Annotated in this window: 22 protein-coding genes and 1 tRNA gene; 13 read left to right on the top strand and 10 right to left on the bottom strand. The window is 72.0% G+C overall.

What is annotated here, in order from left to right:
* Positions 1-77 precede the first annotated feature (77 nt).
* Positions 78-533, top strand: coding sequence for a tyrosinase cofactor (locus ASD48_RS05365; RefSeq protein ID WP_242432509.1), 456 nt, complete (start codon positions 78-80; stop codon positions 531-533).
* Positions 517-1,383 (top strand): tyrosinase family protein, encoded by an 867-nt coding sequence (locus ASD48_RS05360; protein WP_057600185.1) that lies wholly within the window; start codon positions 517-519, stop codon positions 1,381-1,383. Before ASD48_RS05365 ends, ASD48_RS05360 begins: the two co-directional genes overlap by 17 nt.
* A gap of 152 nt (positions 1,384-1,535) precedes the next feature.
* Here ASD48_RS05360 and ASD48_RS05355 read toward each other — a convergent pair whose 3' ends face one another.
* The 4 genes from ASD48_RS05355 to ASD48_RS05340 form a co-directional block, all read right to left on the bottom strand.
* The gene (locus ASD48_RS05355) at positions 1,536-1,847 is read right to left on the bottom strand and encodes a chaplin (RefSeq protein WP_057600183.1); all 312 of its coding nucleotides are present in this window, start codon (positions 1,845-1,847) and stop codon (positions 1,536-1,538) included.
* A 140-nt stretch (positions 1,848-1,987) separates the two neighbouring features.
* Positions 1,988-2,266: a phosphopantetheine-binding protein gene (locus ASD48_RS05350; RefSeq protein ID WP_057600182.1), complete on the bottom strand. Its 279-nt coding sequence runs from the start codon at positions 2,264-2,266 to the stop codon at positions 1,988-1,990.
* The gene (locus ASD48_RS05345) at positions 2,263-3,405 is read right to left on the bottom strand and encodes an HAD-IIIC family phosphatase (RefSeq protein WP_057600181.1); all 1,143 of its coding nucleotides are present in this window, start codon (positions 3,403-3,405) and stop codon (positions 2,263-2,265) included. The genes ASD48_RS05350 and ASD48_RS05345 overlap by 4 nt, the downstream gene beginning before the upstream one ends.
* Positions 3,402-5,261 carry a GNAT family N-acetyltransferase gene (locus ASD48_RS05340; RefSeq protein WP_057600180.1) on the bottom strand — a complete coding sequence of 620 codons (1,860 nt, stop codon included), beginning with the start codon at positions 5,259-5,261 and terminating at the stop codon, positions 3,402-3,404. The genes ASD48_RS05345 and ASD48_RS05340 overlap by 4 nt, the downstream gene beginning before the upstream one ends.
* Positions 5,262-5,807: 546 nt before the next feature.
* Here ASD48_RS05340 and ASD48_RS05335 point away from each other — a divergent pair.
* The gene (locus tag ASD48_RS05335; protein ID WP_020132946.1) at positions 5,808-6,188 is read left to right on the top strand and encodes an S-adenosylmethionine decarboxylase; all 381 of its coding nucleotides are present in this window, start codon (positions 5,808-5,810) and stop codon (positions 6,186-6,188) included.
* A gap of 141 nt (positions 6,189-6,329) precedes the next feature.
* Here ASD48_RS05335 and ASD48_RS05330 read toward each other — a convergent pair whose 3' ends face one another.
* On the bottom strand, positions 6,330-7,046 hold the full coding sequence (locus ASD48_RS05330; RefSeq protein ID WP_057600178.1) for an alpha/beta hydrolase: 717 nt from the start codon (positions 7,044-7,046) through the stop codon (positions 6,330-6,332).
* A 77-nt stretch (positions 7,047-7,123) separates the two neighbouring features.
* On the opposite strand from ASD48_RS05330, the gene ASD48_RS05325 reads away from it, so the two are divergent.
* A complete protein-coding gene (locus ASD48_RS05325) occupies positions 7,124-7,924 on the top strand; it encodes a 4'-phosphopantetheinyl transferase superfamily protein (RefSeq protein WP_242432508.1) in 801 nt (266 codons plus the stop codon).
* Between the two features lie 76 nt (positions 7,925-8,000).
* Positions 8,001-8,279 carry a hypothetical protein gene (locus ASD48_RS05320; protein ID WP_057600175.1) on the top strand — a complete coding sequence of 93 codons (279 nt, stop codon included), beginning with the start codon at positions 8,001-8,003 and terminating at the stop codon, positions 8,277-8,279.
* Positions 8,280-8,716: 437 nt separating this feature from the next.
* Here the strand turns inward: ASD48_RS05320 and ASD48_RS05315 are convergent.
* Positions 8,717-8,789, bottom strand: a tRNA-Arg gene (locus ASD48_RS05315).
* 321 nt (positions 8,790-9,110) lie between these two features.
* Here ASD48_RS05315 and ASD48_RS05310 point away from each other — a divergent pair.
* The 7 genes from ASD48_RS05310 to ASD48_RS05280 all read left to right on the top strand — a co-directional run bounded on the left by ASD48_RS05310 (position 9,111) and on the right by ASD48_RS05280 (position 18,550).
* Positions 9,111-10,718 (top strand): dynamin family protein, encoded by a 1,608-nt coding sequence (locus ASD48_RS05310; protein WP_057600173.1) that lies wholly within the window; start codon positions 9,111-9,113, stop codon positions 10,716-10,718.
* Between the two features lie 3 nt (positions 10,719-10,721).
* Positions 10,722-12,947 carry a YfjP family GTPase gene (locus tag ASD48_RS05305; protein ID WP_057600171.1) on the top strand — a complete coding sequence of 742 codons (2,226 nt, stop codon included), beginning with the start codon at positions 10,722-10,724 and terminating at the stop codon, positions 12,945-12,947.
* 278 nt (positions 12,948-13,225) lie between these two features.
* Positions 13,226-13,717, top strand: coding sequence for a single-stranded DNA-binding protein (locus ASD48_RS05300; protein ID WP_057600169.1), 492 nt, complete (start codon positions 13,226-13,228; stop codon positions 13,715-13,717).
* A 410-nt stretch (positions 13,718-14,127) separates the two neighbouring features.
* Positions 14,128-15,546: a TQXA domain-containing protein gene (locus ASD48_RS05295; protein WP_057600168.1), complete on the top strand. Its 1,419-nt coding sequence runs from the start codon at positions 14,128-14,130 to the stop codon at positions 15,544-15,546.
* Positions 15,547-15,791: 245 nt separating this feature from the next.
* Positions 15,792-17,456 carry an energy-dependent translational throttle protein EttA gene (ettA, locus tag ASD48_RS05290; RefSeq protein ID WP_079073615.1) on the top strand — a complete coding sequence of 555 codons (1,665 nt, stop codon included), beginning with the start codon at positions 15,792-15,794 and terminating at the stop codon, positions 17,454-17,456.
* A gap of 6 nt (positions 17,457-17,462) precedes the next feature.
* Positions 17,463-17,873, top strand: a complete 411-nt coding sequence (locus ASD48_RS05285) for a thioesterase family protein (protein WP_057600166.1) — start codon at positions 17,463-17,465, stop codon at positions 17,871-17,873.
* Entirely contained in the window at positions 17,870-18,550 is a 681-nt protein-coding gene (locus ASD48_RS05280) for a hypothetical protein (protein ID WP_057600164.1), read from the top strand. Before ASD48_RS05285 ends, ASD48_RS05280 begins: the two co-directional genes overlap by 4 nt.
* A 210-nt stretch (positions 18,551-18,760) precedes the next feature.
* Here the strand turns inward: ASD48_RS05280 and ASD48_RS05275 are convergent, their stop codons facing one another.
* Positions 18,761-19,174, bottom strand: a complete 414-nt coding sequence (locus ASD48_RS05275; protein WP_057600162.1) for a globin — start codon at positions 19,172-19,174, stop codon at positions 18,761-18,763.
* 100 nt (positions 19,175-19,274) lie between these two features.
* Between ASD48_RS05275 and ASD48_RS05270 the strand changes: the two genes are divergently transcribed.
* The gene (locus tag ASD48_RS05270) at positions 19,275-20,285 is read left to right on the top strand and encodes a methyltransferase domain-containing protein (protein ID WP_057600160.1); all 1,011 of its coding nucleotides are present in this window, start codon (positions 19,275-19,277) and stop codon (positions 20,283-20,285) included.
* On the opposite strand, the gene ASD48_RS05265 is transcribed toward ASD48_RS05270, so the two are convergent.
* The 3 genes from ASD48_RS05265 to ASD48_RS05255 form a co-directional block, all read right to left on the bottom strand.
* On the bottom strand, positions 20,282-21,940 hold the full coding sequence (locus ASD48_RS05265; protein WP_057600158.1) for an FHA domain-containing protein: 1,659 nt from the start codon (positions 21,938-21,940) through the stop codon (positions 20,282-20,284). The two genes, ASD48_RS05270 and ASD48_RS05265, sit on opposite strands and share 4 nt — an antisense overlap.
* Before the next feature lie 48 nt (positions 21,941-21,988).
* Positions 21,989-23,335 carry a VWA domain-containing protein gene (locus tag ASD48_RS05260; RefSeq protein ID WP_057600157.1) on the bottom strand — a complete coding sequence of 449 codons (1,347 nt, stop codon included), beginning with the start codon at positions 23,333-23,335 and terminating at the stop codon, positions 21,989-21,991.
* A gap of 137 nt (positions 23,336-23,472) precedes the next feature.
* Positions 23,473-25,029: a protein phosphatase 2C domain-containing protein gene (locus tag ASD48_RS05255; protein ID WP_057601014.1), complete on the bottom strand. Its 1,557-nt coding sequence runs from the start codon at positions 25,027-25,029 to the stop codon at positions 23,473-23,475.
* Position 25,030 lies beyond the last annotated feature (1 nt).

The raw sequence follows: 25,030 nt of genomic DNA, 5'->3' as shown, positions 1-25,030 counted from the left end.
GCCGGGCCGGATCAGCGAACCGGGCCGGCGCACCGGACGAGGAGCACACCATGGTCGTCAGCGTCGACGGAGTACCCGTGAGCGCAGTGCCGGTGGTCACGGGCAGACCGCGCACGGCGCACGGCGCACGGCGACGGGACCTGCTGCGCGGACTGCTCGGCGCCGCCGCGGCCCTCGCGATCGTCCCCGTCGTCTCCGCCTCCCGGCCCTCGCGCCCGGTGGCGGAGGGCCCCACGGACTCCTTCGACGAGACCTACCGGGGGCGGCGCATCCAGGGCGTCCTCGCCGCGACGGGAACCGCGGCCGAGGCGGACGTCCCCTGGGACATCACGGTCGACGGCCGCCCCCTGCCTCTCATGCGCCGCGCGGACGGCACCTGGCTGAGCATGGTCGACCACTACAGCTCGTACGCCACCCCGCTGGAGGCGGCCCGCGCAGCCGTGGACGGGCTCGGTCCGGGAGAGCGGCTGCGCGCGGCGGATCCAGTACACCGACACCCGCACATGGGGGGACACCATGGCCTACACCCGTAAGGACGTCAGCACCCTCACCAGCGCCGAGCGACGGCGCTTCGTGAAGGCGCTGCTGGAGATCAAACGGAAGGGCGAGTACGACGAGTTCGTCCGCATGCACATCGACTACTACGTGTCCGACGGCGACGGAGGTCTGCGGACGGCCCACATGGCGCCCTCCTTCCTGCCCTGGCACCGCCGATTCCTGCTGGACCTCGAGCAGGCACTGCGCCGGGTCGACTCCTCGGTGACGGTGCCCTACTGGGACTGGACGCGCGACCGCACCGCGACGGCCTCGCCCTGGACCGAGGACCTTCTCGGCGGCAACGGACGGCGCTCCGACCACCGGGTGACGACCGGTCCGTTCGCCTACGCCACCGGCGCCTGGACCATCAAGGAGAACGTGACCGACGGGGACTTCCTCACCCGGGACCTCGGCCGCGCCGCCGCCCCGATCGGCCTGCCCACCGGAAGCGACGTGGAGCGGGCGCTCCAGGACCCCGTCTACGACGCCGAGCCCTGGGACTCGACGGTCACCCGGGGCTTCCGCAACAAGCTGGAGGGATGGGGCACCGGCTCGGGCAGCGCCGCCTGGCGCAACCACAACCGGGTGCACCGGTGGGTCGGCGGGGTCATGCTCGGCGGCGCGTCGGTCAACGACCCCGTCTTCTGGCTGCACCACGCCTTCGTCGACCTGCTGTGGACCCGCTGGCAGCGCAGGCACCGCGAACACCGCTACCTGCCCGCCGAACCGCCGGGGCCGACCAGCCGCCAGTACCGCCGGGTCGTCGCCCGGCGGGAGAAGCTGCCCCCGTGGGACGTGACCCCGGACCAGTTGGAGGACGCGTCCCGGATCTACCGGTACGCGTGAGCGGGTCGCGGTGAGCCCGTCGGGGTGTACCCGTCGCGGTGAACCGCCCGCGGACAGGGGGAGAGCCCCGGCGCTCGAGGTGCCGGGGCTCTCCTGGTGGTACGTACGCGGGGTACGACCGGGGTGTACGTCCGGGACGTACGGGGTGAAGCTCAGCCGCCGTAGCCGCCGCCGTGCTTGTCACCGTGCTTGTCGTGGTGCTTGTCGCCACCCTTGTCGTGGTCGCTGACGTTGAGGCAGGCGTTGCCGAAGGCCGGGTTGAGCAGGCCGATGACGCTGACGCTGTTGCCGCAGACGTTGACCGGGATGTGGACCGGAACCTGGACGACGTTGCCCGACAGGACACCCGGCGAACCCACGGCCGCGCCCTGCGCACCCGCGTCCGCCATGGCCAGGCCGGCTCCGCTGACCACCACGGCGCTGGTGCCGAGGGCAACAGCGGCCACCTTCGCGATGCGAGACATCACGTTCTCCTTAGGGAATCGGTTCGTGCGGTGGCAGGGGGCGCCGCCGCACTCCCCGTTCAACGCCGACACCGTGAGCCGGTCACGGTACGTTCGGACGGATCACCCTTTTTGAACAGGACGGTCGTACAGTCGGGTGGCTAGTGCGACTGGAGATGTGTCGCGACGAAGTCGGTGAGGGTGGCGATGGACTGGAGGCTGTCCAGGCTCAGATCCAGCGCGGCCACGTCGACGCCGTAGCGCTTGTCGACCGTGCCCAGCAGGGTCACGCCGGCCAGCGAGGTGAGGCCGATCTCCGGTCCGAACAGGTCGGTGTCGGCGGGGAGTTCCGCGACCACCGCCTCGTCCAGACGGGCCGCCTCGGCGATCAGTGAACGGAGTTCCCGTTCCACCGCGGCCCGCTCTCGGATGTCCGTCACGCTTCGGCGTCCTCTCGGTCGGATACGTGCAGCCACGCGGGTGACCCGGGGAGGTCGCCCTGAAGTGTCCTGCCCAGGACCGCCGAATCCGCGGTGGTGGCACGGGCGGTGGGGGTGGCGTCGCCGACGCCGGTGGTCGTGGCCGTGGCGGGGGCGTCCGTGCGGCGCAGGCCCGCCTGGCGGAGCAGGATGCGCATCTCCAGGTTGGCGTCCGTGGGGCGCAGGGTCACCCGGAACTCCTCGGCGCCGGCCTCGCGGGCCCGCTCCATCAGCCGGAACAGGAAGGCCGCCGCCGCGCCCCGGCCGGCCACCCGGCAGGAGAGCGCGAGCAGCGGGACGGACCAGGTGGCTGGAGTGCCGCGGTCGGCGCGCCGGGTGCGGTCGACGAGGGCGGCGCCGATGATGCCGTACTCGCCGAAACGGTCCGTCATGCGGGCGGTGTACAGCTCGTGGCCGTCCGAGGAGGCCAGCTCGCGCAGGCGGTCGGGGGTGAGCCCGGAGGAGTTCAGCCGATGGGTACGGGCGGCGAGCTCCAGCGCGCGCGGGATCTCGTCGGCCGTGGCCGCGCCGACGCTGAGGCGCATGTCGCACCAGCGCAGGAACTCCTCGCGCGAGCCCTCGAAGCGTTCGCCCTCGGCCCTGCGGGTCTCCTCCGTGCGGTAGCGGCGCACGCGTTCGCGGGACTCGGCGGTGACCTCCCGGCCCTCGAACGCGGCCAGCAGCGCGGTCACGTCCTCCGGCGCGAGGGTGCGCACGCCCGGCAGGAGGGCCTCGACCTCGGCGCGCTCGTACGGGGAGTCGTCGACCAGGACCAAGGCGTCCACCGCGATGCCGAGGTCCTTCGCGATCCTGCGCAGCGACTCGCTCTTGTCCTGCCAGGACACCTGCGGGGCCAGGAAGCGCGCCCGCACCTCGGGTACGGCGTCCAGCCGGTCGAGCACCGAGGGCGCGCTGCGGCTCGCGATGCTGCTGAGCACACCGCGGGCCGCCAGGGCGTCGATCGCGGCGAGCGCCTCGGGGCGGGGCGTGGGCAGGTCGTCGGTGGCCGACTCGACGGCGATCTCGTCCCACAGGGTGCCGTCGAGATCCCACACGACGCACTTGACGCCGTCGGGATCGAAGCCGTCCGTGACGCTCATCGGGCGCTTTCTCCCTCCGGCTCGCCCTCGGGGAGGAACAGTTTCATCGACAGGCTGGTGGGGTCGAAGCCGAACTTGCGGTACACCGTGCGCATCGGGACGTTGCCCACGTGCACCCGGCCGACGACCTCGGTGATGCCGCGGGCCAGGCAGAACTCCAGACCGGCGGTGAGGAGGAGTTCGGCGACGTCGCTGCGGTTGTCCACCGGGGACACGGCCAGCGAACGGAAGTTGGCGTAGCGGTCGCCGGTCATCGCGTTCTGGTTGATGCTCACCCAGCACCAGCCGACGGGCTCCTCGCCCGGGCCGTGGGCGACGATCATGCCCTCCTTCGACTTCTCCATGGCACGGCCGAGGCGGGACTCCCACCGCGCGGGGTCGTCGATGGCGTCCTCGCCGAAGGAGACCCGGGCGATCTCGGCCTCGAACCTCCCGATGGCCGGCAGGTCGCGCTCGTCGGCCTGGCGGGTGACGTACGGCCGGGCCCGCTCGGCGAGGGCGGCGCGGTCCTGCTCGGCCGGCGGACGCCAGCCATGGGTGCGGCCGACGGGAGCGGCCGGGGCCGGAACCGGGGCGGGGGCTGCCTGCTGGCCGGGGACCTGTACCGGGCTCTGGACGGGGGCCCGGACCGGGGCGGGAGGCTGCTCGGCCGGGGTGGCCGGATCCTCCGCCGGGACCAGGCGGCCGGGGCGGAAGGGGCCCTTGCCGCAGTTCGGGCAGCCCTCCTCGCGCAGGGCGGCGACCGCGGTCCAGCGGGCGCCCGGCCCGACGCGGAAACGGGCGTCGCACGCCACGCACGTGTACTCGCGCTGCCGGGTCCGCTTGTCGCCCGTGTAGAGGGGACCGCTGAACTCGCCCGCGTGGGTGGGGGCCGTGGACGTCGTCGTGAGCAGGTGCTGGAAGAAGCCGATACCGCCGAGGATGCCGCTGCCCTCGTACTCGTTGAAGTTGCGGACGAAACCGTTGGTGACCAGGCCCAGCCCCATGATCTCGCGCTGTACCTCCAGCATCTCGTCGGGGCTCTTGCCGCCGAACGAGAAGAAGACGCTGTGCGAGGGGCCGGGCCGCAGCCCTTCCACGGCACGGGAGAGGAAGAGGCGGGCGCCTTCCGCGGTGTACGGCGGGTCCGTCATGGCCACGTCGTGCTGCGCGTGGAGCTCGTCGGGCAGCGGCAGGCGCAGGTCGTGCTGGACGGTCTCGATACGGGTGCCGAGGCCGGCCGACGCCTTGCGGATGTAGTCGAGGATCTCCGGGGAGATGTCCACGACCGTCACCTGCTCGACGATCGGACCGCCGAGCACGTCCCCCACCACGGCGACGGCGAGGGACACCAGGTCGTCGTCGCCGATCAGCAGCAGGGAGCCGCCGGGCAGCGTGCCCGCCGTGAGCAGCGCGAGCACCCGGCGCACCTTGGTCTCGGCCGTGCAGTGCGACTGGTCGATCGCCATGTCCGCGGCGGGACCCGACTCCATGAGGGCACGCAGCCGCAGCACGGCTTCGTCCAGGACGTCGGGGATGACGAGCTCGCGCCCGTCACAGGTGGTGCAGGTGGCGTCGAGGGACAGGTCCATGCCGAGCTGGGCGACGAGGTCCAGACCGGCCTCGGTCAGCCGGGACGGACGCTGTGTGGTGACGAATCCCCGGCGGCGCAGTTCGTTCCCCAGGGCGGCCACGATCGGGACGGGCAGCCCCGTCGCGCGGCTGAGGTCCTTCGTGGACGCGGGCGCCAGACGACGCAGCGCCCGCAGGACGGACCGCACTCCGGGCGGGCCCTCCTGGAGCCGGACGGCTTCCGCGACTTCCGTGAGTACGGAATCCGCGGTGGTGCTCCGAGGGTGCCGACGCGCGTTCGTCACAATGCTGCTCCAGGCAAGCTGATTGGTGGATTCCGGGACTATCGAGTATACGGGCTGGTACGCGGCCCTCCGGACCCACTCGGACGGTCGGGAACGGAACGGGAGTCGATGCGGAATTCGACCGTAATCGGATGAGGGTCGGATGAGGGTCGGATGGGGATCGCATCGGGAACTGGACGGGAACGGAACGGGAATAGAGCGGGAACGGGGCGGGAACAGGGCGGCATTCGAGCCGGTGATACGGAGTCCAGTGCAGGCGGTACGCGTTCCGTAACGGAATTCTTTTCGCCGCCCTCCGTGATATTTACGGGAAGGTTTGGGAATGAGTTCCCGGAGGGGGTGGGGTGGGTTTTCGGATAAATTCTCCGAACCCCCTCCTCCCCCCTTGACGCGGTGCGCGCGCGAGCCGTAGAGCGCCCCGGATGCTACGCTGGGTACCATCGAGCGCCGCTTACCGGCCTCGCAACCTTCCCCTTTGGCCGCGCGGACCAGCGCAGATCTATGTGAAAGGAGACGGGGGCAGCGGTTCGTCACCCCCGGTTCCCCATGACCAACTCCGCCAACCTCGCCACCGAGGGTATAAACGTCGACGATCTGTGCTCTTATGCCGTCGATGTGTGGGTGAGCGACCACAGCATCCTGACCGACGAGGAGCGCCTCCTCCAGGTGCTGCGCACGGCCGCCGAAAAGGGAAACGCCACCGTTCTCGGTGAGGCGTCGCATGTTTTCCCCAACGGTGCCGTCACCGCGATTCTCCTGCTTTCCGCGTCGCATCTGAGCATTCACACCTGGCCCGAATTCAGCCTGGCCAATGTCGACCTGCTCGCCTACGGCCGACTCAATGGCGAGCGGATGATGCAGAGCGTGGAGGTCGGCCTTTCGCCGACGCGGATCAACGTCACGCGCATGCTGCGCGCGGTTCACTGACCTGGTTCGACTCGTCCGATTCGGTCGGCTGGTTCGATCAGTTCGATCAGCCCGGCCGGTCGTCCGGCTGACAGCCGGTTCACCGAACTGCATTCCGACCTGCTCAGCCGCTCGCAGCCGCAGGTCTCTCAGTCGTAGGTCTCACAGCCACCCCGACAGCGACTCGACGAAAGCGTCGAACCGGTCCCGGTGGATCGCGTGCGGTGCGTCGGGCACCGTTCGCACCTCGAAACCGCGCCGCACCAGTTCCGCCCGCATCTCCGCGCTGACGAGCATGCTCGGGTCCGAGGTCTGGACGAGCGAGGGCACCAGAGCCTTCTCCGGCGTGTGGTCGATGTGCCGGTGGGAGGAGAGCGCGAGCGCCGTCTTCTCGTCCCAGTGGTCGAGGGCCTGCTGCTCGGCCGCCGCCCGCTTCTCGAGTCGCTCGTCCGGATCCCCGTCGCGCGGCGGACGGGAGAGGGCGGCCAGAGCGCGGGACGAGCGCTTGAAGAGCGTGAAGAGAGCCGGGTCCAGGGATCCATGGGCCCCGGCGAGCTGCCAGGCCGGTTCCGAGTAGACGGCTCGGCCCGGTCGCAGCTCCGCCACCGCGAGGGCCAGGGCCAGCGCGCCCAGCGAATGGCCCAGCGCCACTTCCGGGGCGTGCGGCAGCGTCTCGAGGAGATCCTCGGCGAAGAGCCGGGGCTCGTACTCCCCGCGCGCGCTGACGCCGTGCCCGCGCAGGTCCACGGCGAGGACGCGGTAGCCCCGTCCGGTCAGGACCGGGACCAGCTCGTGCCACGTGCGGTGGTCGGACATGATGCCGTGGACGAGGACGGCGACGCGCTCGCCCGTTCCCCACTCCTGTGTGTGCAGTCGCATGCGGCTGCCCCTCGTGTGGTGTGGTGTGAGCAGGAGTGTAGTGGCGTGGGCCGATCATCGAACCAGGACGAGGCGCTGTGGCAGGACACCCGGTGCAGGTGTGGTGGGCCCGTCTGGAGGACGCCCGGGCGGGTCTGCGGGGACTCCTCGATCCCGTGGAACGTGTCCGGTACGAAGCGACCGTCGACCCCGCGGGCAAGGGACGGTTCCTGGTCGGCTGCGCCCTCAGCCGCCTGGTCCTCGGCGAACTGCTGGGGCTGGCCCCGGCGGACGTTCCCCTGCGCCGCGTGTGTCCACGCTGCGGCGGGCCCCACGGCAAGGTCCGTCTGGCACCACCGCCGGACGGCCCCGGGGACGCCCCTCCGGCCTCCGACTCCTCCATCACCTTCTCCGTCACCCACAGCGGCGCGCTCGTCGGCGTGGCTGTCTGCCGGGGCGGGGAGGTGGGCCTCGACGTCGAGGAGTCCCACGGTGACATGGACGTCGACTCCGCCGCCCGCGTCGCCCTGTCCGACGCGGAACTCGCCGCGCTGTACGCCCGCCCGGCAGCCGAACGGCAGCCCGCCTTCCTGCGCACCTGGACGCGTAAGGAAGCCGTACTCAAAGCGCTGGGCGTGGGGCTGGGGGTGCCACCGCGCGAGCTGGAGGTCTCCGGGCCCGAGCAGCCACCGTCCGTCCTCGCCTGGCCCGCCCGATTCGCCACCCGGCCTCCCGTGACGAGCATGGCGGACATGGTCGTCGACGGCGTGCACCCCGCGGCGGTGGCGGTGGCCGTCACCGGGGCGGGGCACGGGGCGGGGGCGGGACGCGGGGAGGCCGCCGCGGTGCGGCTGACGTCGCACGACGGCTCGCAGGTGCTGGCCGGGTACGACCGCTGATCACCCTGTGGGGGCAGGCGGTCATGAAACCCCCGATCCACCGGGCGCTGTCATAGGGCTCGGCTACGTTGCACGCATGACTGACAGGGATCCGCTGGTGCCGGCCCTCGCCGGGGTGCTCGTCGATGTCGTGTGGTGGCTGGAGAGCTGCGGGGACGAGGAGGTGGATCCCGATTCCGCCGTGAAGATCATGGAGAGCGTCGGCGGGGAACTGCTCCGCCTGCCCTCCGGCCAACGCGAGCGATTCGTCCAGGTGCTCGCGGACCTGGCCGAGGCGGAACAGGACTCTGCGAGGCGCGACTTCCTGACGTCGTTCCCCTTCGCCGTCGGCCTGGTCGAGGAAGAGGAGAGCTGATAGCGCGGGCGGCCGGTGGGAGTCGGTTCTGACGCCTCCAGGCCCCGACGCCGGAGACACCGCTGGTGTGAGCCACTGAGCCGCACGGTGCCCCCGAGGCCGCAAACAGGGGACGGGCACCGGAGGGCTCGATGAACGGGAAAAGCGTGTCGGTGCCGCCGACCACTTACGCGCGGTGCGTCGCGGGGCAGCTGCCTGACTTGAAAAAGCGCCTGGAGGCCGCGGGGGATCCCCCCGGGCCGGCCGCCGCGGGCTGAGGCTTCCCGTCGAGGATTTCGACACGTATTCGACAGGGCCACCCGCGAAAACCCGCTGACAACCGCACGCCCCGGCAACCTCCCCCCGATCGTCGAGGGAGGCTCCCGGGGTTTCGCCATGTCGCGTGAAACGTGCTCTGAACAGCAAAAATGCCCTCCCGAAGGGAGGGCGGAGACTTGCGCCCCCGGCAGGACTCGAACCTGCGGCCAAGCGCTTAGAAGGCGCCTGCTCTATCCACTGAGCTACGGGGGCCGGGTGTGGTGGCCTCGTACGTGCTGCCCGGGTGTGGGCTGATCCGTGACGTTGCCGGGGACAAGGATAGGGCTCCCGGTTCCTTGTCCCGGTTGCTTCGCCTCCGTGGCTCAATGTGGAGGTTCGGTGAAGCGGTCCTGATAATCGCAGGCAGGTGCGAATCGTGCATCGCTTTTCGCGTCCCGGGCCACGGGTGTTGTGCACTCGTTATGCCTGCGCTGTGCCTCTGTCCCAGTCGTACCTTCCGTCCCTTGTGTCCTATCGGCGCGCAGACATGCCTATATGCTTCATAAATCCCCTAAAATTGGGCATTCTTCGCATGTGGTGACCTTGGACGTACGGCCTCAGCTGCTCGACGCACTTTCCGCCCTGCGCGACCGTGTCGCCGCCGCACGCTTCCCGCTTCCCTTGGCGGGGGCCCCACGCGCGCGTGCCAACCGCGACGAACTGCTCGCCCAGCTCGACGACTACCTGGTGCCCCGGCTCAAGCAGCCCGACGCACCGATGCTGGTCGTCGTGGGCGGCTCCACCGGCGCAGGCAAGTCGACCCTCGTCAACTCCCTGGTGGGCCGGCGCGTCAGTGAAGCGGGCGTGTTGCGGCCGACGACACGGACTCCGGTGCTCGTCTGCCATCCGGAGGACCATCACTGGTTCAGCGGCATGCGGGTGCTCCCACGGCTCACGCGCGTGTGGGCGCCCCATCAGGAGTCCGCGGAAGACCTGTTGCTGCCCGGCGAGGACGGCAGACACGTGCTGCGGATCGAGACCGCGGACACCCTCCCGCCGGGCCTCGCCCTCCTGGACGCACCCGACATCGACTCCCTCGTGGCCGACAACCGCGTGCTCGCCGCCGAACTGATCTGCGCCGCCGACGTCTGGGTGATGGTCACGACCGCCGCCCGATACGCCGACGCCGTGCCCTGGCATCTGCTCCGCACCGCCAAGGAGTACGACGCCATGCTCGTGACGGTTCTCGACCGCGTACCCCACCAGGTCGTCTCCGAGGTGTCCCGGCAGTACGGCGCACTGCTCACCAAGGCCGGGCTGGGCGACGTACCGCGCTTCACGGTGCCCGAACTGCCCGAGTCCGCCTGGGGCGGTGGGCTCCTCCCCGCCACCGCCGTGGCGCCGCTGCGGAACTGGCTCGTCCACCACGTCCAGGACCCCGGCTCCCGCCGCCACGTGCTGGCCCGCACGGCCCGGGGCGTCCTCGACTCCCTCAAGGCCCGGATGCCCGAACTGGCGGGCGCCGCCGCCTCGCAGTACGCCGCCGCGCTGCGCCTCACCTCGGCCGTCGACGCGGCGTACGACACCGAATACACGCGCGTGCGGGGCCGTCTGCAGAGCGGTGCCGTGCTCGCCGGTGACGCGCTCAAACGCTGGCGGGCCTTCCCGCTGGACTGCACCGCCGGTGAACTCCTCGACGCACTGGTGGAGAGCCTCGGTGCCCTCCTGCTGTGCGCCGTCACCGCCGCCGACGAGCGCATCGACGATGCCTGGCGGCGCGAACCGGCCTCGCAGGCACCGGAGCTGACGGACCGGGACGAGTCGGCGGAGAGCACCGAGCACCGGATCGGCCTGGCGGTACGGCGCTGGCGGCGCGAGCTCGAGGAGTACGCCGAGGACGAGGTCCGCGGCCTCGAACGCGGTGTCGCGCCCGATCCGGAGTCGGTCGCCGCCCTCGTCGCCACCGCCCTGCTGGGCGGTCGCAGGGCGCGTTCGGCCGGAGAGGGGCTCGCCGAGCGGATCGGCGCCCACGGGGCGCTGCGGCTGCGCGACCGCGCCGGACGGCTGCTCACCGAACACCTCGACCGCGTGCTGCACGCCGAACGCGAACGGCGCCTCGCACCCCTCGACGCACTCGAAGTCCACCCCGAACCCCAGGCCGAACTCATCGCCGCGCTGTCCGTACTTCAGAAGGAGAGGTGACCGGTGACCGCCGTCACTGACCAGGACCACACGGACAACGACCACATGGACGACGATCCCACGGACAACGACCAGACCGACAACGATCGGACCGACAGTGATCGGACCGACGACGACCGCAAGAACGGCAGGGACGGCAGGGACAGCAGGGACAGCGGGGACAGCACACGCGGCAAGAGCGGCGGCCCGGGGACGGGGGGCTCCCCGGAAGCCGCCGAGCAGGCACAGGCGCAGGCGCGGGACCGTGCGGGCGCGGAGGGCGGTGATACGGCGGAGCAACCCGCGGAAACGGCCGCGAAGGTGCCCGTGAGGGACTCCGCGAAGGAACCCCGTGCGCAGGAGGCTGCCGTCCACGCGCGCGTGCCCGACGCCGACGGGGTCACCGCCCCTCGCGCGGCCCCCGGCACCGGCCCGCACGCGCCCACCCGCAGGGAACGCCGCTCGGAAGCCGGTACGCCCCCGGGTGCGGGCCCGGGGGCGGAAGCGGACGGCGGCGAGGAGGGTGCGGACTCCGCCGAGGCCTGGGACGACGGACTCATCGCCCGCCGCGTGAGCGAGGCCTCCGCCGCCGAGCAGGCCGCCGTCATGGAGACCCGGGTCGGCGGTGGCGGCGGGAGCGCGCTGCCGTCGACGCCGCTCACGTACGACGCGCCGCTGCGGTCCCGGCTCGACGCGCTGCGTGAACTCGTGGGGCTCTCCCGCACCCGGCTCGACAGCCGGACACTGGCCGAGGCCGGCCGGGTGCTCGACGAGGCGGCGGCCCGGCGCAGGCTCTCCGGCCAGCACACCGTCGTCGCCATCGCGGGCGCCACCGGGAGCGGCAAGTCGCAGCTGTTCAACGCCCTCGCCGGAGTGAACATCTCGGAGACGGGGGTGCGCCGCCCGACCACCTCCGCACCCATCGCGTGCACTTGGAGCGACGGCGCGTCGACCCTCGTCGACCGGCTCGGCATCCCGGGGCGGCTGCGCAGGCGGCCGGTGCAGAGCCAGGACGCCGAGGCGCAGCTGCGCGGACTCGTCCTGATCGACCTGCCCGACCACGACTCGGCGGCCGTCCAGCACCGCGAGCAGGTCGACCGCGTTCTGGCGCTCGTCGACGCCGTCATCTGGGTCGTCGACCCGGAGAAGTACGCCGACGCCATCCTCCACGAGCGCTACCTGCGGCCCATGGCGGGCCACGCGGAGATCATGTTCATCGTCCTCAACCAGGTCGACCGGCTGCCCGGGGAGGCCGCCGAGCTGGTCCTGGACGACCTGCGACGCCTGCTCGACGAGGACGGCGTCGCCCTCGGCGAGTACGGCGAACCGGGCGCCACCGTGCTCGCCCTGTCGGCGCTCACCGGCGACGGCATCGGGGAACTGCGCGAAGTGCTCGGCCAGTTCGTCACGGAGCGCGGCGCCGCGGCACGCCGGATCGCCGCCGATGTGGACGCCGCCGCGTGGCGGCTGCGGCCCGTCTACGCCACCGGGCGGCGCACCGGGCTCAGCGAGGAGGCGCGGGACGAGTTCGCGGACCGCCTGGCGGACGCGGTGGGCGCCACCGCCGCGGGCGAGGCCGCCGAACGCGCCTGGCTGCGCAACGCGGGCCGGGCATGCGGGACGCCGTGGCTGCGGCTGTGGCGGTGGCACCAGGACCGGCGCGACCCTCCCACCGGACGGCTGCCGGTCCGTGCCCCGGCCGACGAGGAGGCCACGGCGCGGCAACGCGTCGAGCAGGCGGTGCGCACGGTGTCCGAGCGGGCCTCGGCGGGGCTGCCCATGCCGTGGGCGCAGGCCGTGCGGGAGGCCGCCGTACGCGGTGCCCAGGGGCTGCCCGAGGCGCTGGACCAGCTGGCGACACGGGCCGGACTGCCGCCGGGGCGGCCGCCGCGGCCGGGCTGGTGGCCGGTGGCCGTGCTGGCGCAGGCGTGTATGACCCTGCTCCAGGTGGTCGGCGGGCTGTGGCTGCTCGGGCAGATCGTCGGGGTGATGGCGCCGAATCTGGGGGTTCCGGTGCTGCTGATGGTGATGGGCATCATCGGCGGCCCGCTCGTCGAGTGGAGCTGCCGGCTGGCGGCACGGGGGCCCGCCCGGCGGTACGGGCAGGACGCGGAGCGCCGGTTGCGGGAGGCGGCGGCCGGCTGCGGCCGGGCCCGGGTTCTGGATCCCGTCGCCGCGGAACTGCTGAGGTACCGGGAGGTCCGGGAGCAGTACGGGCGGGTCACGGGGGTGGGGGCCGCCGCTCGGTGATGTGCCGTTTCCGAGTGGGGTGATCCACGGGTGCGGCGTGTGGATCACTCGTCCGGGTGGTGGAGTTTTCCACAAGCGGTGGGTGGTCCACAGCGCCCGGCGGGCCCGGTCCGACGGAGGCAGTCTGGCTTCGCGGTGATCGCGACGGACGCGATCGCCACGAGGGCGGTGACGGTACGCGGTGAAAGGACCGCGGCCGTCACGGCGGACGCAGCCGTGCGGGACGGGCCCGTACGTGTATCCGGGCGGGGCGACCGTCCGGCGAGGAGGGGTTCACGATGAACGAGACGATGGTCTGTGCGGTCGGCAACGTGGCGACGCAGCCGGTCTACCGGGACCTGGCGGCGGGGGCGTCGGTGAGGTTCCGGCTGGCGGTGACCTCGCGCTACTGGGACCGCGAGAAGGGCACCTGGACCGACGGGCACACCAACTTCTTCACGGTGTGGGCCAATCGGCAACTGGCGGGCAACGCGGCGGCCTCGCTGAACCTCGGCGACCCGGTGGTGGTGCAGGGCAGGCTGAGGTTGCGTACGGAGTCGCGCGAGGGACAGCAGAGCCGGACGTCGGCGGACATCGACGCCGTGGCGATCGGCCACGACATCTCGCGGGGCACCTCCGCCTTCCGGCGGTCGGGCCGACCCGAGCCGATGGCCGTCGGCGAACCGGCGCGGCCCGAGCCCGAGTGGGCGACACCACCGGCCGCCGACGGCGCCGAGCCGGAGCCCGACACCCCGCGGAGCCGGCGGCGCGAGGCAGTGGCGGTGACGTGAGCCCGTGAGCTGAGGAGCAGGACGGTCGGTGCGGTGCGGTGCCGTTCGTGGTGCCGGTGCCGGTGCCGGTGCCGGTGCGGTGCGTGCGGGAGGGAGTGGGGATGCGATGTCCTGCGGTCCCATGTGACGGGGTGGTGACGGACCGTCAGTGCCCATGCCGCGCCGACGCCGACCGAACTGCGGCTTATCGATGGATGCGGTTCGAGCAACCAAGTGGATTTGTCGATAAGCCGGACTCCTGGGCGATCTTGGGGATAACGATTCCGAGTCGGATCGGCGATCCGATGAGATGACCGGTAAGCGCGCTGTGCGACGTCTCTAGGATGCCGGACGTGGCTCACGGGGCTTCTGATTCTGCTGGTGGGACCCGTACCCCCCACATCAACGGGTCCTGCTCGAAGGGGAATTGTGTGATTTGTTCGTTCTCCGCGCCGCTCGCACGCGGGCGGGCGGCGGTCCGTCTCGCGGCGGCGGCGATGGCATCCGGCCTCTTCGCCGTCGGGGCGATCGCGGGCGCGGGCGCGGCCGCCGCCGCCGAGGTGACGCAGAGTCAGGGCGGGGCCACCGCGACGATAGGCGGCCTCAAGACCTACGGCGCCGCGGTGATCCACGCCGACGGCGGCGACCAGGAGGTCTCGGCCGGGCTGTTCGAGATGTCCGTCGAGGGCGGCGGCACCTTGCAGACCTACTGCGTAGACCTCTACAACCCCACGCAGAAGGACGCCAAGTACCAGGAGACGCCCTGGAGCGGCACCTCGCTGGGCGCCAACAAGGACGCGGGCCGCATCCGTTGGATCCTTCAGCACTCCTACCCGCAGGTGAACGACCTGGCCTCGCTCGCGGACAAGGCCGGCATCGACGGCGGTCTCACCGAACAGGACGCCGCCACCGGCACCCAGGTGGCCATCTGGCGCTACTCGGACGGCGCGGACGTCGACGCCGTCGACGCGCAGGCCGAGCGGCTCGCGGACTACCTCCAGAAGGCCGCCCGCACCGTGGCGGAGCCCGAGGCCTCGCTCACCCTCGAGGCGCCCGCCGTCTCCGGTCACCCCGGCGAACTTCTCGGCCCGGTGACCGTGCACACCAACGCGGGCGGCGTGACGGTGACGCCGCCGCTGGACGCCGCCACCAGCGGCGTACGGATCGTCGGCAAGGACGGCAAGGTGGTCACGTCGGTGACGGACGGCAGCCAGCTGTTCTTCGACGTGCCGGCCGATTCGGCCGACGGCTCGGCCGAGCTGACCGTCCAGGCCTCGACCACCGTCCCCGTCGGCCGCGCCTTCACCTCCGAGAGCCGCAGCCAGACCCAGATCCTGGCCGGCTCCAGCGAATCGACGGTGTCGGCGACGGCGAGCGCGACCTGGGCGAAGCAGGGCGCCATTCCGGCACTGTCCGCGGCGAAGAACTGCGCGAAGACCGGAGTGGACATCACGGCCGTCAACCAGGGCGACCAGGTCTTCACCTTCGAGCTGATGGAGACCGCGTACACCATCCCGGCCGGTGCGTCCCGGACGGTGACGATCCCGCTCCAGGAGGACCAGGCCTACGCCTTCACGATCAACGGCCCGCAAGGCGTCGAGAGCCGCTTCACCGGTGTCCTGGACTGCGTGACCCAGGCCGACGAGACCGCCGGCCTGACCACCCAGACCCTCAGCGAACCGAGCCCGGCCACCGTCGGCGGTACCTCCACCACCGACGACACCAACCTCGCCGCGACGGGCGGCACCAGCGCCACCCCCCTCATCGCGGGCACCGCCATCGGCCTGGTGGTCATCGGCGGAGCGGCCCTGCTGCTCGTGGGCCGCAAGGAGAACGAAACCCGTCACTGAGCGGCGGCGGGCGGGGGGCGGGGGCTTCGTCCGCGGTCACGCGGGCATGCTGTTCCCCGCCGCCTGCTCGGCCGGCCGTTCGACGGTGACCGAAAGTGACGGATCGGTCGCCGTCGTCCGTAGGGAAAGCCCAGCTCACAGGTCTCGGGCCGAATGGGTTAACACCCAGGGCTGGACCTCAGGCAAGATGGGGTGTATCTGCCCACCTGCCCACTGCCAGATCTCAAGCTGCCGGACGGTTTCTCTTGGCTGAGTACATCTACACCATGCGCAAGACGCGCAAGGCACACGGCGACAAGGTCATCCTTGACGACGTAACCCTGAGCTTCCTGCCCGGCGCGAAGATCGGTGTGGTCGGGCCCAACGGTGCCGGTAAGTCCACCGTTCTGAAGATCATGGCCGGGCTCGAGCAGCCCTCCAACGGTGACGCGTTCCTGTCGCCCGGGTACAGCGTCGGGATGCTGCTCCAAGAGCCGCCGCTCGACGAGGCCAAGACCGTTCTGGAGAACGTGCAGGACGGCGCGGCCGAGGTCATGGGCAAGCTCAAGCGCTTCAACGAGGTCGCCGAGCTGATGGCGACCGACTACTCCGACGCGCTGCTGGACGAGATGGGCAAGCTCCAGGAGGACCTGGACCACGCCAACGCGTGGGACCTGGACACCCAGCTGGAGCAGGCCATGGACGCCCTGGGCTGCCCGCCCGGCGACTGGCCCGTCACCAACCTCTCCGGTGGTGAGCGCCGCCGTGTCGCGCTCTGCAAGCTGCTGCTGGAGGCCCCCGACCTGCTGCTGCTCGACGAGCCCACCAACCACCTGGACGCCGAGTCCGTGCAGTGGCTGGAGCAGCACCTCGCGAAGTACCCCGGCACCGTCGTCGCCGTCACCCACGACCGGTACTTCCTCGACAACGTCGCCGAGTGGATCCTGGAGCTCGACCGCGGTCGCGCCCACCCCTACGAGGGCAACTACTCCACCTACCTCGACACCAAGGCGAGCCGCCTCAAGGTCGAGGGGCAGAAGGACGCCAAGCGTGCGAAGCGTCTGAAGGAGGAGCTCGAGTGGGTGCGGTCCAACGCCAAGGGGCGTCAGGCCAAGTCCAAGGCGCGTCTCGCCCGGTACGAGGAGATGGCGGCCGAGGCCGACAAGATGCGGAAGCTGGACTTCGAGGAGATCCAGATCCCGCCGGGCCCGCGCCTGGGCTCCATCGTCGTCGAGGTCAACAACCTCTCCAAGGCCTTCGGCGAGAAGGTGCTCATCGACGACCTCAGCTTCACGCTGCCGCGTAATGGCATCGTCGGGATCATCGGCCCGAACGGCGCCGGCAAGACGACCCTCTTCAAGATGATCCAGGGACTCGAGGAGCCGGACTCCGGTTCCATCAAGGTCGGCGACACCGTCAAGATCTCGTACGTCGACCAGAGCCGCGAGAACATCGACCCGAAGAAGTCGCTGTGGGCCGTGGTCTCCGACGAGCTCGACTACATCAACGTCGGGCAGGTGGAGATGCCGTCCCGCGCGTACGTCTCCGCGTTCGGCTTCAAGGGCCCCGACCAGCAGAAGCCGGCCGGTGTGCTCTCCGGTGGTGAGCGCAACCGCCTCAACCTGGCGCTCACCCTCAAGCAGGGCGGCAACCTGCTCCTCCTCGACGAGCCGACGAACGACCTCGACGTGGAGACCCTGTCCTCCCTCGAGAACGCGCTGCTGGAGTTCCCGGGTGCGGCCGTGGTCGTCTCCCACGACCGGTGGTTCCTCGACCGGGTCGCGACGCACATCCTCGCCTACGAGGGTGAGTCCAAGTGGTTCTGGTTCGAGGGCAACTTCGAGTCGTACGAGAAGAACAAGATCGAGCGGCTGGGCGCGGACGCCGCTCGTCCGCACCGCGCCACCTACAAGAAGCTGACCCGGGGCTGATCGATCTTGCGGCACATCTACCGCTGCCCGCTGCGCTGGGCGGACATGGACGCGTACGGCCACGTCAACAACGTGACCTTCCTCCGCTATCTGGAGGAGGCCCGTATCGACTTCCTGTTCCGCCCCGAGAAGAACTTCAAGCAGGGGTCCGTGGTGGCCCGCCACGAGATCGACTACAAGCGGCAGCTCGTGCACCGGCACTCCCCGGTCGACATCGAACTGTGGATCACCCAGATCAGGGCCGCGTCCTTCACCATCGCCTACGAGGTGAAGGACGGCGACCAGATCTATGTCACCGCGTCCACGGTGATCGTGCCGTTCGACTTCGAGGCGCAGCGGCCGCGCCGGCTCACCGCCGAGGAGCGTGACTTCCTCGCCGAGTACCGGGACGACGACGAGGAGGCCGTCGCCGCATGACGGTGCTCCACCTCGCCGACGAGGGGGAGGCGGCGGATGTCGCGGCCTTCCTCTCCCGGCTGCTCCACTACGACCGTGGAGCAGCCGTGCGGCTCCAGGCGGCCGGCACCGCGCTGGCCGTCTTCGGCCGGCCGCCCTCCTTCGAGGTGCTCGCGATCCGCGCGGTCCGGCTGGCCAAGCCGTACGAGAACGGCCTCGACAGCACGCTTGACGTGACCGTGTCGGCGGGGGAGCTGCTGGAATCCGTCGACGAGAGCGCCGCGACGGCCGCCGTTCCCGCGGCCGTCACCGGGCCTCCGTGGGCCGGTGTGCTGCCGCCGCGCGGTGGCTGGCGGCCCGAGGCGGGGCTGCCCGGCGCGGACGCGCTGCGTGCCATGGTCGGTGCGGCCGTCGCCGAATTCCGTTCCCGTACCGAGGAGTTGACGGCCGAGCTGCGGACGCGGGCCGAACTCGACCGGATCGGGCGGGAGATCTGGTCCCGTACGGTCGGGGACACCGGACTTCCCGTGCGCGCCGTGCACGCGGCCCAGTCGCTCGGATTCCTGCGGCCCTCCACGGGTTCGGAGGAGCTGAAACTGGTCTCCTTCGGCGCGTGGCTGCGGCTGCGCACCCCGTACGGGTCGATCGCCGTACGGCGGGCTGGGCGGCTTGGGATGCTCGACGTCAGCGTCCGCTGACCCGCGCCGTCCGCGGCGCCAGGTCCCGCGTCATGCCCCCGGCTCGTCCCCTGTCAGGCCGCCGGTTCGTCCCGCGTCATGCCCCCGGTTCGTCCCCCGTCAGGCCGCAGGTTCGTCCCCTGTCATGCCGTCCGCTCGTCCCCCGTCGTGCCGTCGCGGTATGCCCCCGGTGAGTCCCCCGTCAGGCCGTCTGCGCGGCGCCGTCGCGGTCTACTCCGGGGTGTTCACCATCGACGCCGCCGCGTACGTCAGGTAGTTCCACAGGGTGTGCTCGTGCTCCTCGGACAGACCGAGCTCGTCGACCGCGACCCGCATGTGCTTCAGCCAGGCGTCGTGCGCGGCCCGGTCCACGACGAAGGGGGCGTGCCGCATACGCAGACGCGGGTGGCCGCGGTGCTCGCTGTAGGTCGTCGGACCGCCCCAGTACTGCATGAGGAACAGCGCGAACCGCTCCTCGGCCGGACCCAGGTCCTCCTCCGGGTACATGGGCCGCAGGATCGGGTCCTCGGCGACTCCCTCGTAGAAACGGTGGACCAGCCGGCGGAAGGTCTCCTCCCCACCGACCTGCTCGTAGAAGGTCTGCTCCTGAAGCGTGCCGCGCCGAATCTCTTTCACGCCTCCCATGGTCTCAGACCGGGAGACGGAGGACTTGAGGCTTAGGACCGCCCCCTCCGGTCCCTCCCAGCAGCTCGCTTCCCGGGGCCGCACGCCGCACAGTGGAGTCATGAGCGCGGACGCACTCGACAAGGAGCTGGCAGACCTCGCCGTATCGGCGCGGTCGAGGTTGCTGCGCGAGATCGAGGCGAGCGGGGCCTTCGGTGCCGATCCGCGCTGGGCGGAGGCCTTCGCGGCGGTCCCGCGCCACCTCTTCGTGCCGTACTACTACGTCGGCGGTGTGGGCGGCTACGAACGGCGCTGGGGCGGGAGCCCCGACCGGCGTACCCGGGAGCGCTGGGTGCGGGGCGTGTACGAGGACGTCCCACTGGCCACCAGGCTGCGCGACGGCGTGCTGCTCTCCTCCAGCAGCCAGCCCTCGCTGATGGCGCTGATGCTGGCCGAGCTGCGGGTCGAGGACGGCGACCGGGTCCTGGAGATCGGCGCGGGTACCGGCTACAACGCGGCGCTGCTGTCATACCGGCTCGGCGACGGGAACGTCACCACCGTCGACCTGGATCCGGAGATCACCGAGTCCGCCCGACGGCACCTCGACGATGCCGGGTACCGGCCGGCCGTCGTCACCGGGGACGGGGCGCGCGGAGTGCCCGAACGCGCCCCCTTCGACCGGATCATCGCGACCTGCACGCTGGCGTCGGTCCCGCGCGCCTGGCTCGGCCAGTGCACCCCCGGAGCCCTGATCCTGGCGCCGCTGGCCACCGGCCTGATCGCGCTGACGGTGCGGGACGCCGGGCACGCCGAGGGCCACTTCCTGCAGACCCCGGCCTACTTCGTGCCGTTGCGCGGGTCGGAGCGGCCCGAGCCGGAGCAGGTGGCCCTCGCCGGAGTGCCGCACCGGGCCAGGGAGAGCGACACGTTCCGCTTCCTGCTGGCCCTGACCCGGGGCACCCTCGACCCTCAGGAGGCGTCCGCCCTGTGGGAGCGCGAGGGCATGCCTGGGCGGGAGCGGTACGGCATCACGGTCGGCGCCGAGCACGCGTGGGCGTGGCTCGACGAACCGGAGGGGCCGTACGCGTGGCCCCTGCCGGGTTCGTCGGGTCCGGGCCTCGTCGAGGCCTAGCCGCGGCGGATCGTGAGCGTCGTCCAGGCGCCGACGTGCACCTGGTCGCCGTCCTGGAGCGGCACCGGGACGAACGGCTGGATCGGTTCCTCCGAGCCGTTGACCGTGGTGCCGTTCGTCGAGTTCTGGTCGACGACGGCCCAGCTGCCGTCCGGCTGCTGGACCAGCACCGCGTGCTGATGCGAGACCCCCGGGTCCTCCGGCGGTACCGACAGGTCCAGGTCGGGGGTCTCCCCGGTGGAGTGGCGGCGGCGGCCGATGGTGAACTGGTTGCCGGTGAGCGTGCGCTGCTGCTCGGGCGAGTATGCGGGCAGGTTGAGCCCCGCGGCCTCGGGCCCCGAGCGGTGCATCATCGCCATGAAGTACGCGCGGTCCGGGCCGATGGTGACCGACCAGGTCGCCGGCTGCTGCTGGTAGGCGGGGCCGGGCTGGGGCGGTGCCTGGTTGGCGCCGGGCTGCGGGTAGCCGTAGCCGCCGCCCTGAGCCTGACCGGGGCCGCCGGGCGCGCCCTGACCGGGGCCGGTGTGCGACGGCGGGGAGATCACCCAGTCGTCGTCGGCGCCGCCGAAGGGCCGGCCGCCGGGCTGCTGCGGACGACCGGTCTCCTGCGGGAAGCCGGACGGGGCCGTCGGGCCGGACGGCTGGAAGGCCTGCGGAGCCCCGGGACCGCCCTGGTTCCTGGGGTCGTTCTGGTTCCTGGGGTCGTGGCCGCCACCGAAGCCACCCTGGCCCGGTATGCCGGGACCGGCCGTGGGCGTGGGGCCGGGCGGCGGCGGAACCGGCCGCGAGGGGTCGGCGCCGAAGGCGGACGGGCCACCGGGGCCGGGCGGACCCGGAGGACGGCCGCCGGGCTCGCGCCCGAAGGGGTCGCCGCCGGGACCGCCGGGCTCGCGCCCGAACGGGTCGGAGGCCTGTCCGCTCTGCTCACGCCGGTAGGGGTCCGAGGGCGGACCCGACGGCTCGCGCCCGAAGGGACCGCCGGGCGGGCCGGGAGGACGGCCGCCGGGGCCGGAGGGCTCGCGCCCGAAGGGGTCGCCGCCCTGGCCGGAGGGGTCCCGTCCGAAGGCGCCCGGAGGCGGGCCACCGGCAGGATTGCCCGGGCCACCCTGGCCGCCGGGCCTGCCCTGACCGCCCGGGCCCGAGGGCTCGCCGCCGAACGGCGGGATCGGCTCGGCGGGACGGTTCATCTGGGACGGGCGGGAGCTCTGGTAGTCGAACGAGTCACCGCCCCCGTAGGAGGGAGGCGGCGGCTGGAAACGCCCGCCGCCGGGACCACCCTGACCCGGACCACCCGGACCGCCAGGACCACCCGGGCCCGCGCCGGGGCCCGGAGCCGGTGGGCGTGGGGCGGCCGGGGTGTACGAGGTGGCCGTGTTGGTCAGGAAGTTCCACCGGCACTCCTCGCAGAACGGCGCACCGCCCTCACGGGGCGTACGGCACTGCGGGCAGAGCTCCGGCTCGTGGTCCGGTACGGAGGACAGGTGCCGTCCGCCGGGCTGACCGCCCTGGCCCTGGCCGGGCGGCGGGAAGCCGTAGCCGCCGGCGGTCGGAGGTGGCGGGGGAGGGGGCGGAGGTACGGCACCGGCCATGCGGTGACCGCAGACCTCGCACCAGTCGTCGGAACCCGACTGGTGTCCGTTCGGGCAGGTCGGCATGTCGGCGCGTCCCCCTCTCTCCTTCGGTGTCCCAAAAGCGCGTTCAGGTCACTTCTTTACACGAACAGTCTTTGTGGACCGGGTCTCGAGCGTCATCTCGTCGGCGTCCGTGACCTTCGCCTTCAGTCGCACAGTACCTGTCGTGGCATCGACCACGTCCACCACCTTCGCAAGCAGTTTCGCAGTATCACCGTTCCCCGAGGCGCTCGCGAGCTGAACGGCCCGGCCCAGTTTGGCCGTTGCTCCGTCCATATCGCCCGCTTTGCGAAGGTCCAGCCCCTGCTGGATGACCTGTGCCAGTTCGGCCTGCCCCGTGTAGTGCGCGACCTGGGGGTTGATCGAGGTGGAGGCGGACATGTCGTCGGTCCACACGGCCCGCACCAGCCCCTGGGCGCCGAGGTTCTGAACCGTCCCGTCCGGCTGCGGAATGACCAGGGAGACCCGGGCGGCGAGCATCTCCTGGCCGACGTTCGCGGCCGGGACCTCCACACACACGTGGTAGTCGCGGGACTCGTCGCCCCAGGAACCGGTGGGGTAGTCGCCCGCGCGCGGGCCCGCCTCGGTGCGGCGTTCGGTCAGCTCCTCGACCGTCGGCGCGACCTGCTTGACGAACTTGATGGCGGTGCCGACCGGGGTCCACAGGCGCAGCGCGACGTCCGCGACCTCCTTGCCCATCGCCGTCTCCATCATCTGCGTGAAGTCGGCGGCGAGGCCGGCCGGGTCCGCGACGATGTCGGCGGTGCCGAGCAGGGCGGAGGCGATCCCTGTGACTTCTTTCACTTCCCAGTCGGTGCCCACGCCGCGGGCGTCACAGGTGAAACGGCCGGCGCAGTCGTCGAGGGCGGCCTTGAGGTCCTGCGGCGTCTCGTGTTCGTTGCGGCCGTCGGTGAGCAGGATGCCGTGCCGGATGGCGACGTCCGCCGTCGACAGCAGCCGGTCGGCCAGCCGCAGCCAGGTGCCGATCGCGGTGCCGCCGCCCGCGCTCAGCCGGCGCAGCGCCTGCTTGGCCTGCTCGCGGGTGGTCGCGTCGGCTACCGCGAGCCGGCCCCCGCCCGGATAGACCTCCTTGGCGACGTGGGTGCCGCCGATCACCGAGAAGTGCACGCCGTCGCGCAGGGTGTCGACGGCAGCGGCGGTGGCGTCGCGGGCGTTGCGCATCTTGGTCGGCGGGTAGTCCATCGAGCCGGAACAGTCCACCATGATCGCCACGGCGGCGGACGGGCCCTGGCTCGGCGAGTACAGGTGTGGCGCGGCTGCGGCGCTGCCCACCGTGCCGCCGCCGGTGGCGGTCACCGTGACGATCGCGTTGACCTCGCGGCCGCCCTCGGGCAGGTATTCGTTCTGGTAGACGTCCACCGAGAACTGCGGCACGTTCGACTTCGAGAAATTGGCCATGCCTACTCAAATCCCCCTCAAACCCCACGCTCGCGGGGCGATGTCTGAATACGGACCGGTCCCCACCGGTCCGTACGCGTGCTTCCCCGTGCTTCCCGTGTTTCCCCGTGTTTTCCGGTGTTCCCCTGTTTGCGGCCTCAGGCCGATCCTGCCCCCTGCGCGGGGGCGGGGAACGGCACGACGGCCACTGTTACGTTGTCGTGGCCCCCGCCGTCCAAGGCGTGGCCGACCAGGACGCGTGCGCTGTGCAGCGGCCGGGTCGAGGCGTCCGGCGGGAGGACCTCGGCCATCTCCTCGGCCGCCTCCGCGTAGTTCCACAGGCCGTCCGTGCACACCACCACCACACCGGGCCGGTCCGGCTTGAAGGAAGCGGTGTGCGGCTCCAGTTCGTAGGCGTCGGCGCCGAGCCAGCCGGTGATCGCGTGGGCGCGCTCGTCGGCGTAGGCCTCGGCCTCGCTCATCAGGCCCGCGGCGACCATCTGCGCGGCCCACGAGTCGTCCTCGGTGAGCCGGGCCGGGGGTGAACTGCGGTCCGCCGGGACCCAGTAGGCGCGGCTGTCGCCGACCCAGCCGACGACGAGCAGCCCGGGTGTGACGATCGACCCCACGAGGGTGCAGGCCGGGGCGTTCTGGTGCGGGGCGTGCTCACGGGCCGTGGCCGGCTCGTCGGCCAGCGCGTTGACCGCGTACGAGGCGGCGACGATCGCCTCGTGCATGGCCTGCTGCGGGTGGGTGCCCTGGGGCAGGGCGGCGAGCAGCGACTCCCTCGCCGTCTTCGACGCGGCGAGGGAGGCGTCGTCGGGGCGGGTCGCGGAGGACACGCCGTCGCAGACGATCGCCACGAGTGCGGGCGATCCGTCGGGCAGGGCGGTGCGGCCGAGGCCGAAGGCGTCCTCGTTGCGGTGGTGGCGCAGACCGCGGTCACTGACGGCGGCCAGGGGCCCCGACTCCAGTTCCATGTGGTCGCGTTCGCGCGGCTGGGCGTGCCCGCAGTTCTCGCAGTACCCGTCGTCGTCGACCCGGCCCGCCCGGCAGGCCACGCACACCTGGGCGGTCTCGGCCACCACGGCGGCCTCGGCGGCGACCCGGGGGTCCGGCGCCTGCAGGGCGTACTCGTCGGGCTCCGAGGGCCGGTCGAACCGGACACCGGAGACACCGGCACCTCCGGTGACACCGGAGTCCCCGGAGGCGGGGGAGGCGGCGGGACCCGACGGGAGCGGGGCGCCCGGGGCCGACGGCACCGGCGCTCCGGGAGCGTGTGGCTGCGAGGCTCCGGGCCCGTGCGGCACCGGCGCACCGGACGCGTGTGGTCCCGGCGTACCGGAACCCGGCGGCACCGATGCCCCGGCATGCGGCGGCGCCGGTGCTCCCGGGGCCGACTGCGGCGGCGGTGCCGCGGCGGCGGCACCGTGGAAACCGGCGTCGCCGAAACCGGCACCGCTCACCCTCGCGCCGATCGGGCCGGTACCGGGAACGGCCGTACCGCTCACCGTCGGGCCCGTCGGCCCTGCCGCAGCTTGCGCGGGAGCCGGCTGGGCCGAGCCGTTCATCGTGAGGGTCGGGTGGTCGTCCGGGCACTGCGGTACGGCGGACAGGTCGTATCCGCACGCGCCGCAGAAACGGTCACCCGCGTCGAGCGGCTCCGCGCAGCTCGGACACGTCGGCAGGGCGGCCTGCCGGGGCATCTGGGACATC

The organism is Streptomyces sp. Root1310, assembly GCF_001426425.1.
In the GTDB taxonomy this organism is placed as follows: domain Bacteria; phylum Actinomycetota; class Actinomycetes; order Streptomycetales; family Streptomycetaceae; genus Streptomyces.
The sequence above is the reverse complement of the archived record's forward strand: the minus strand, read 5'-3'. Positions and strand labels throughout refer to the sequence as shown.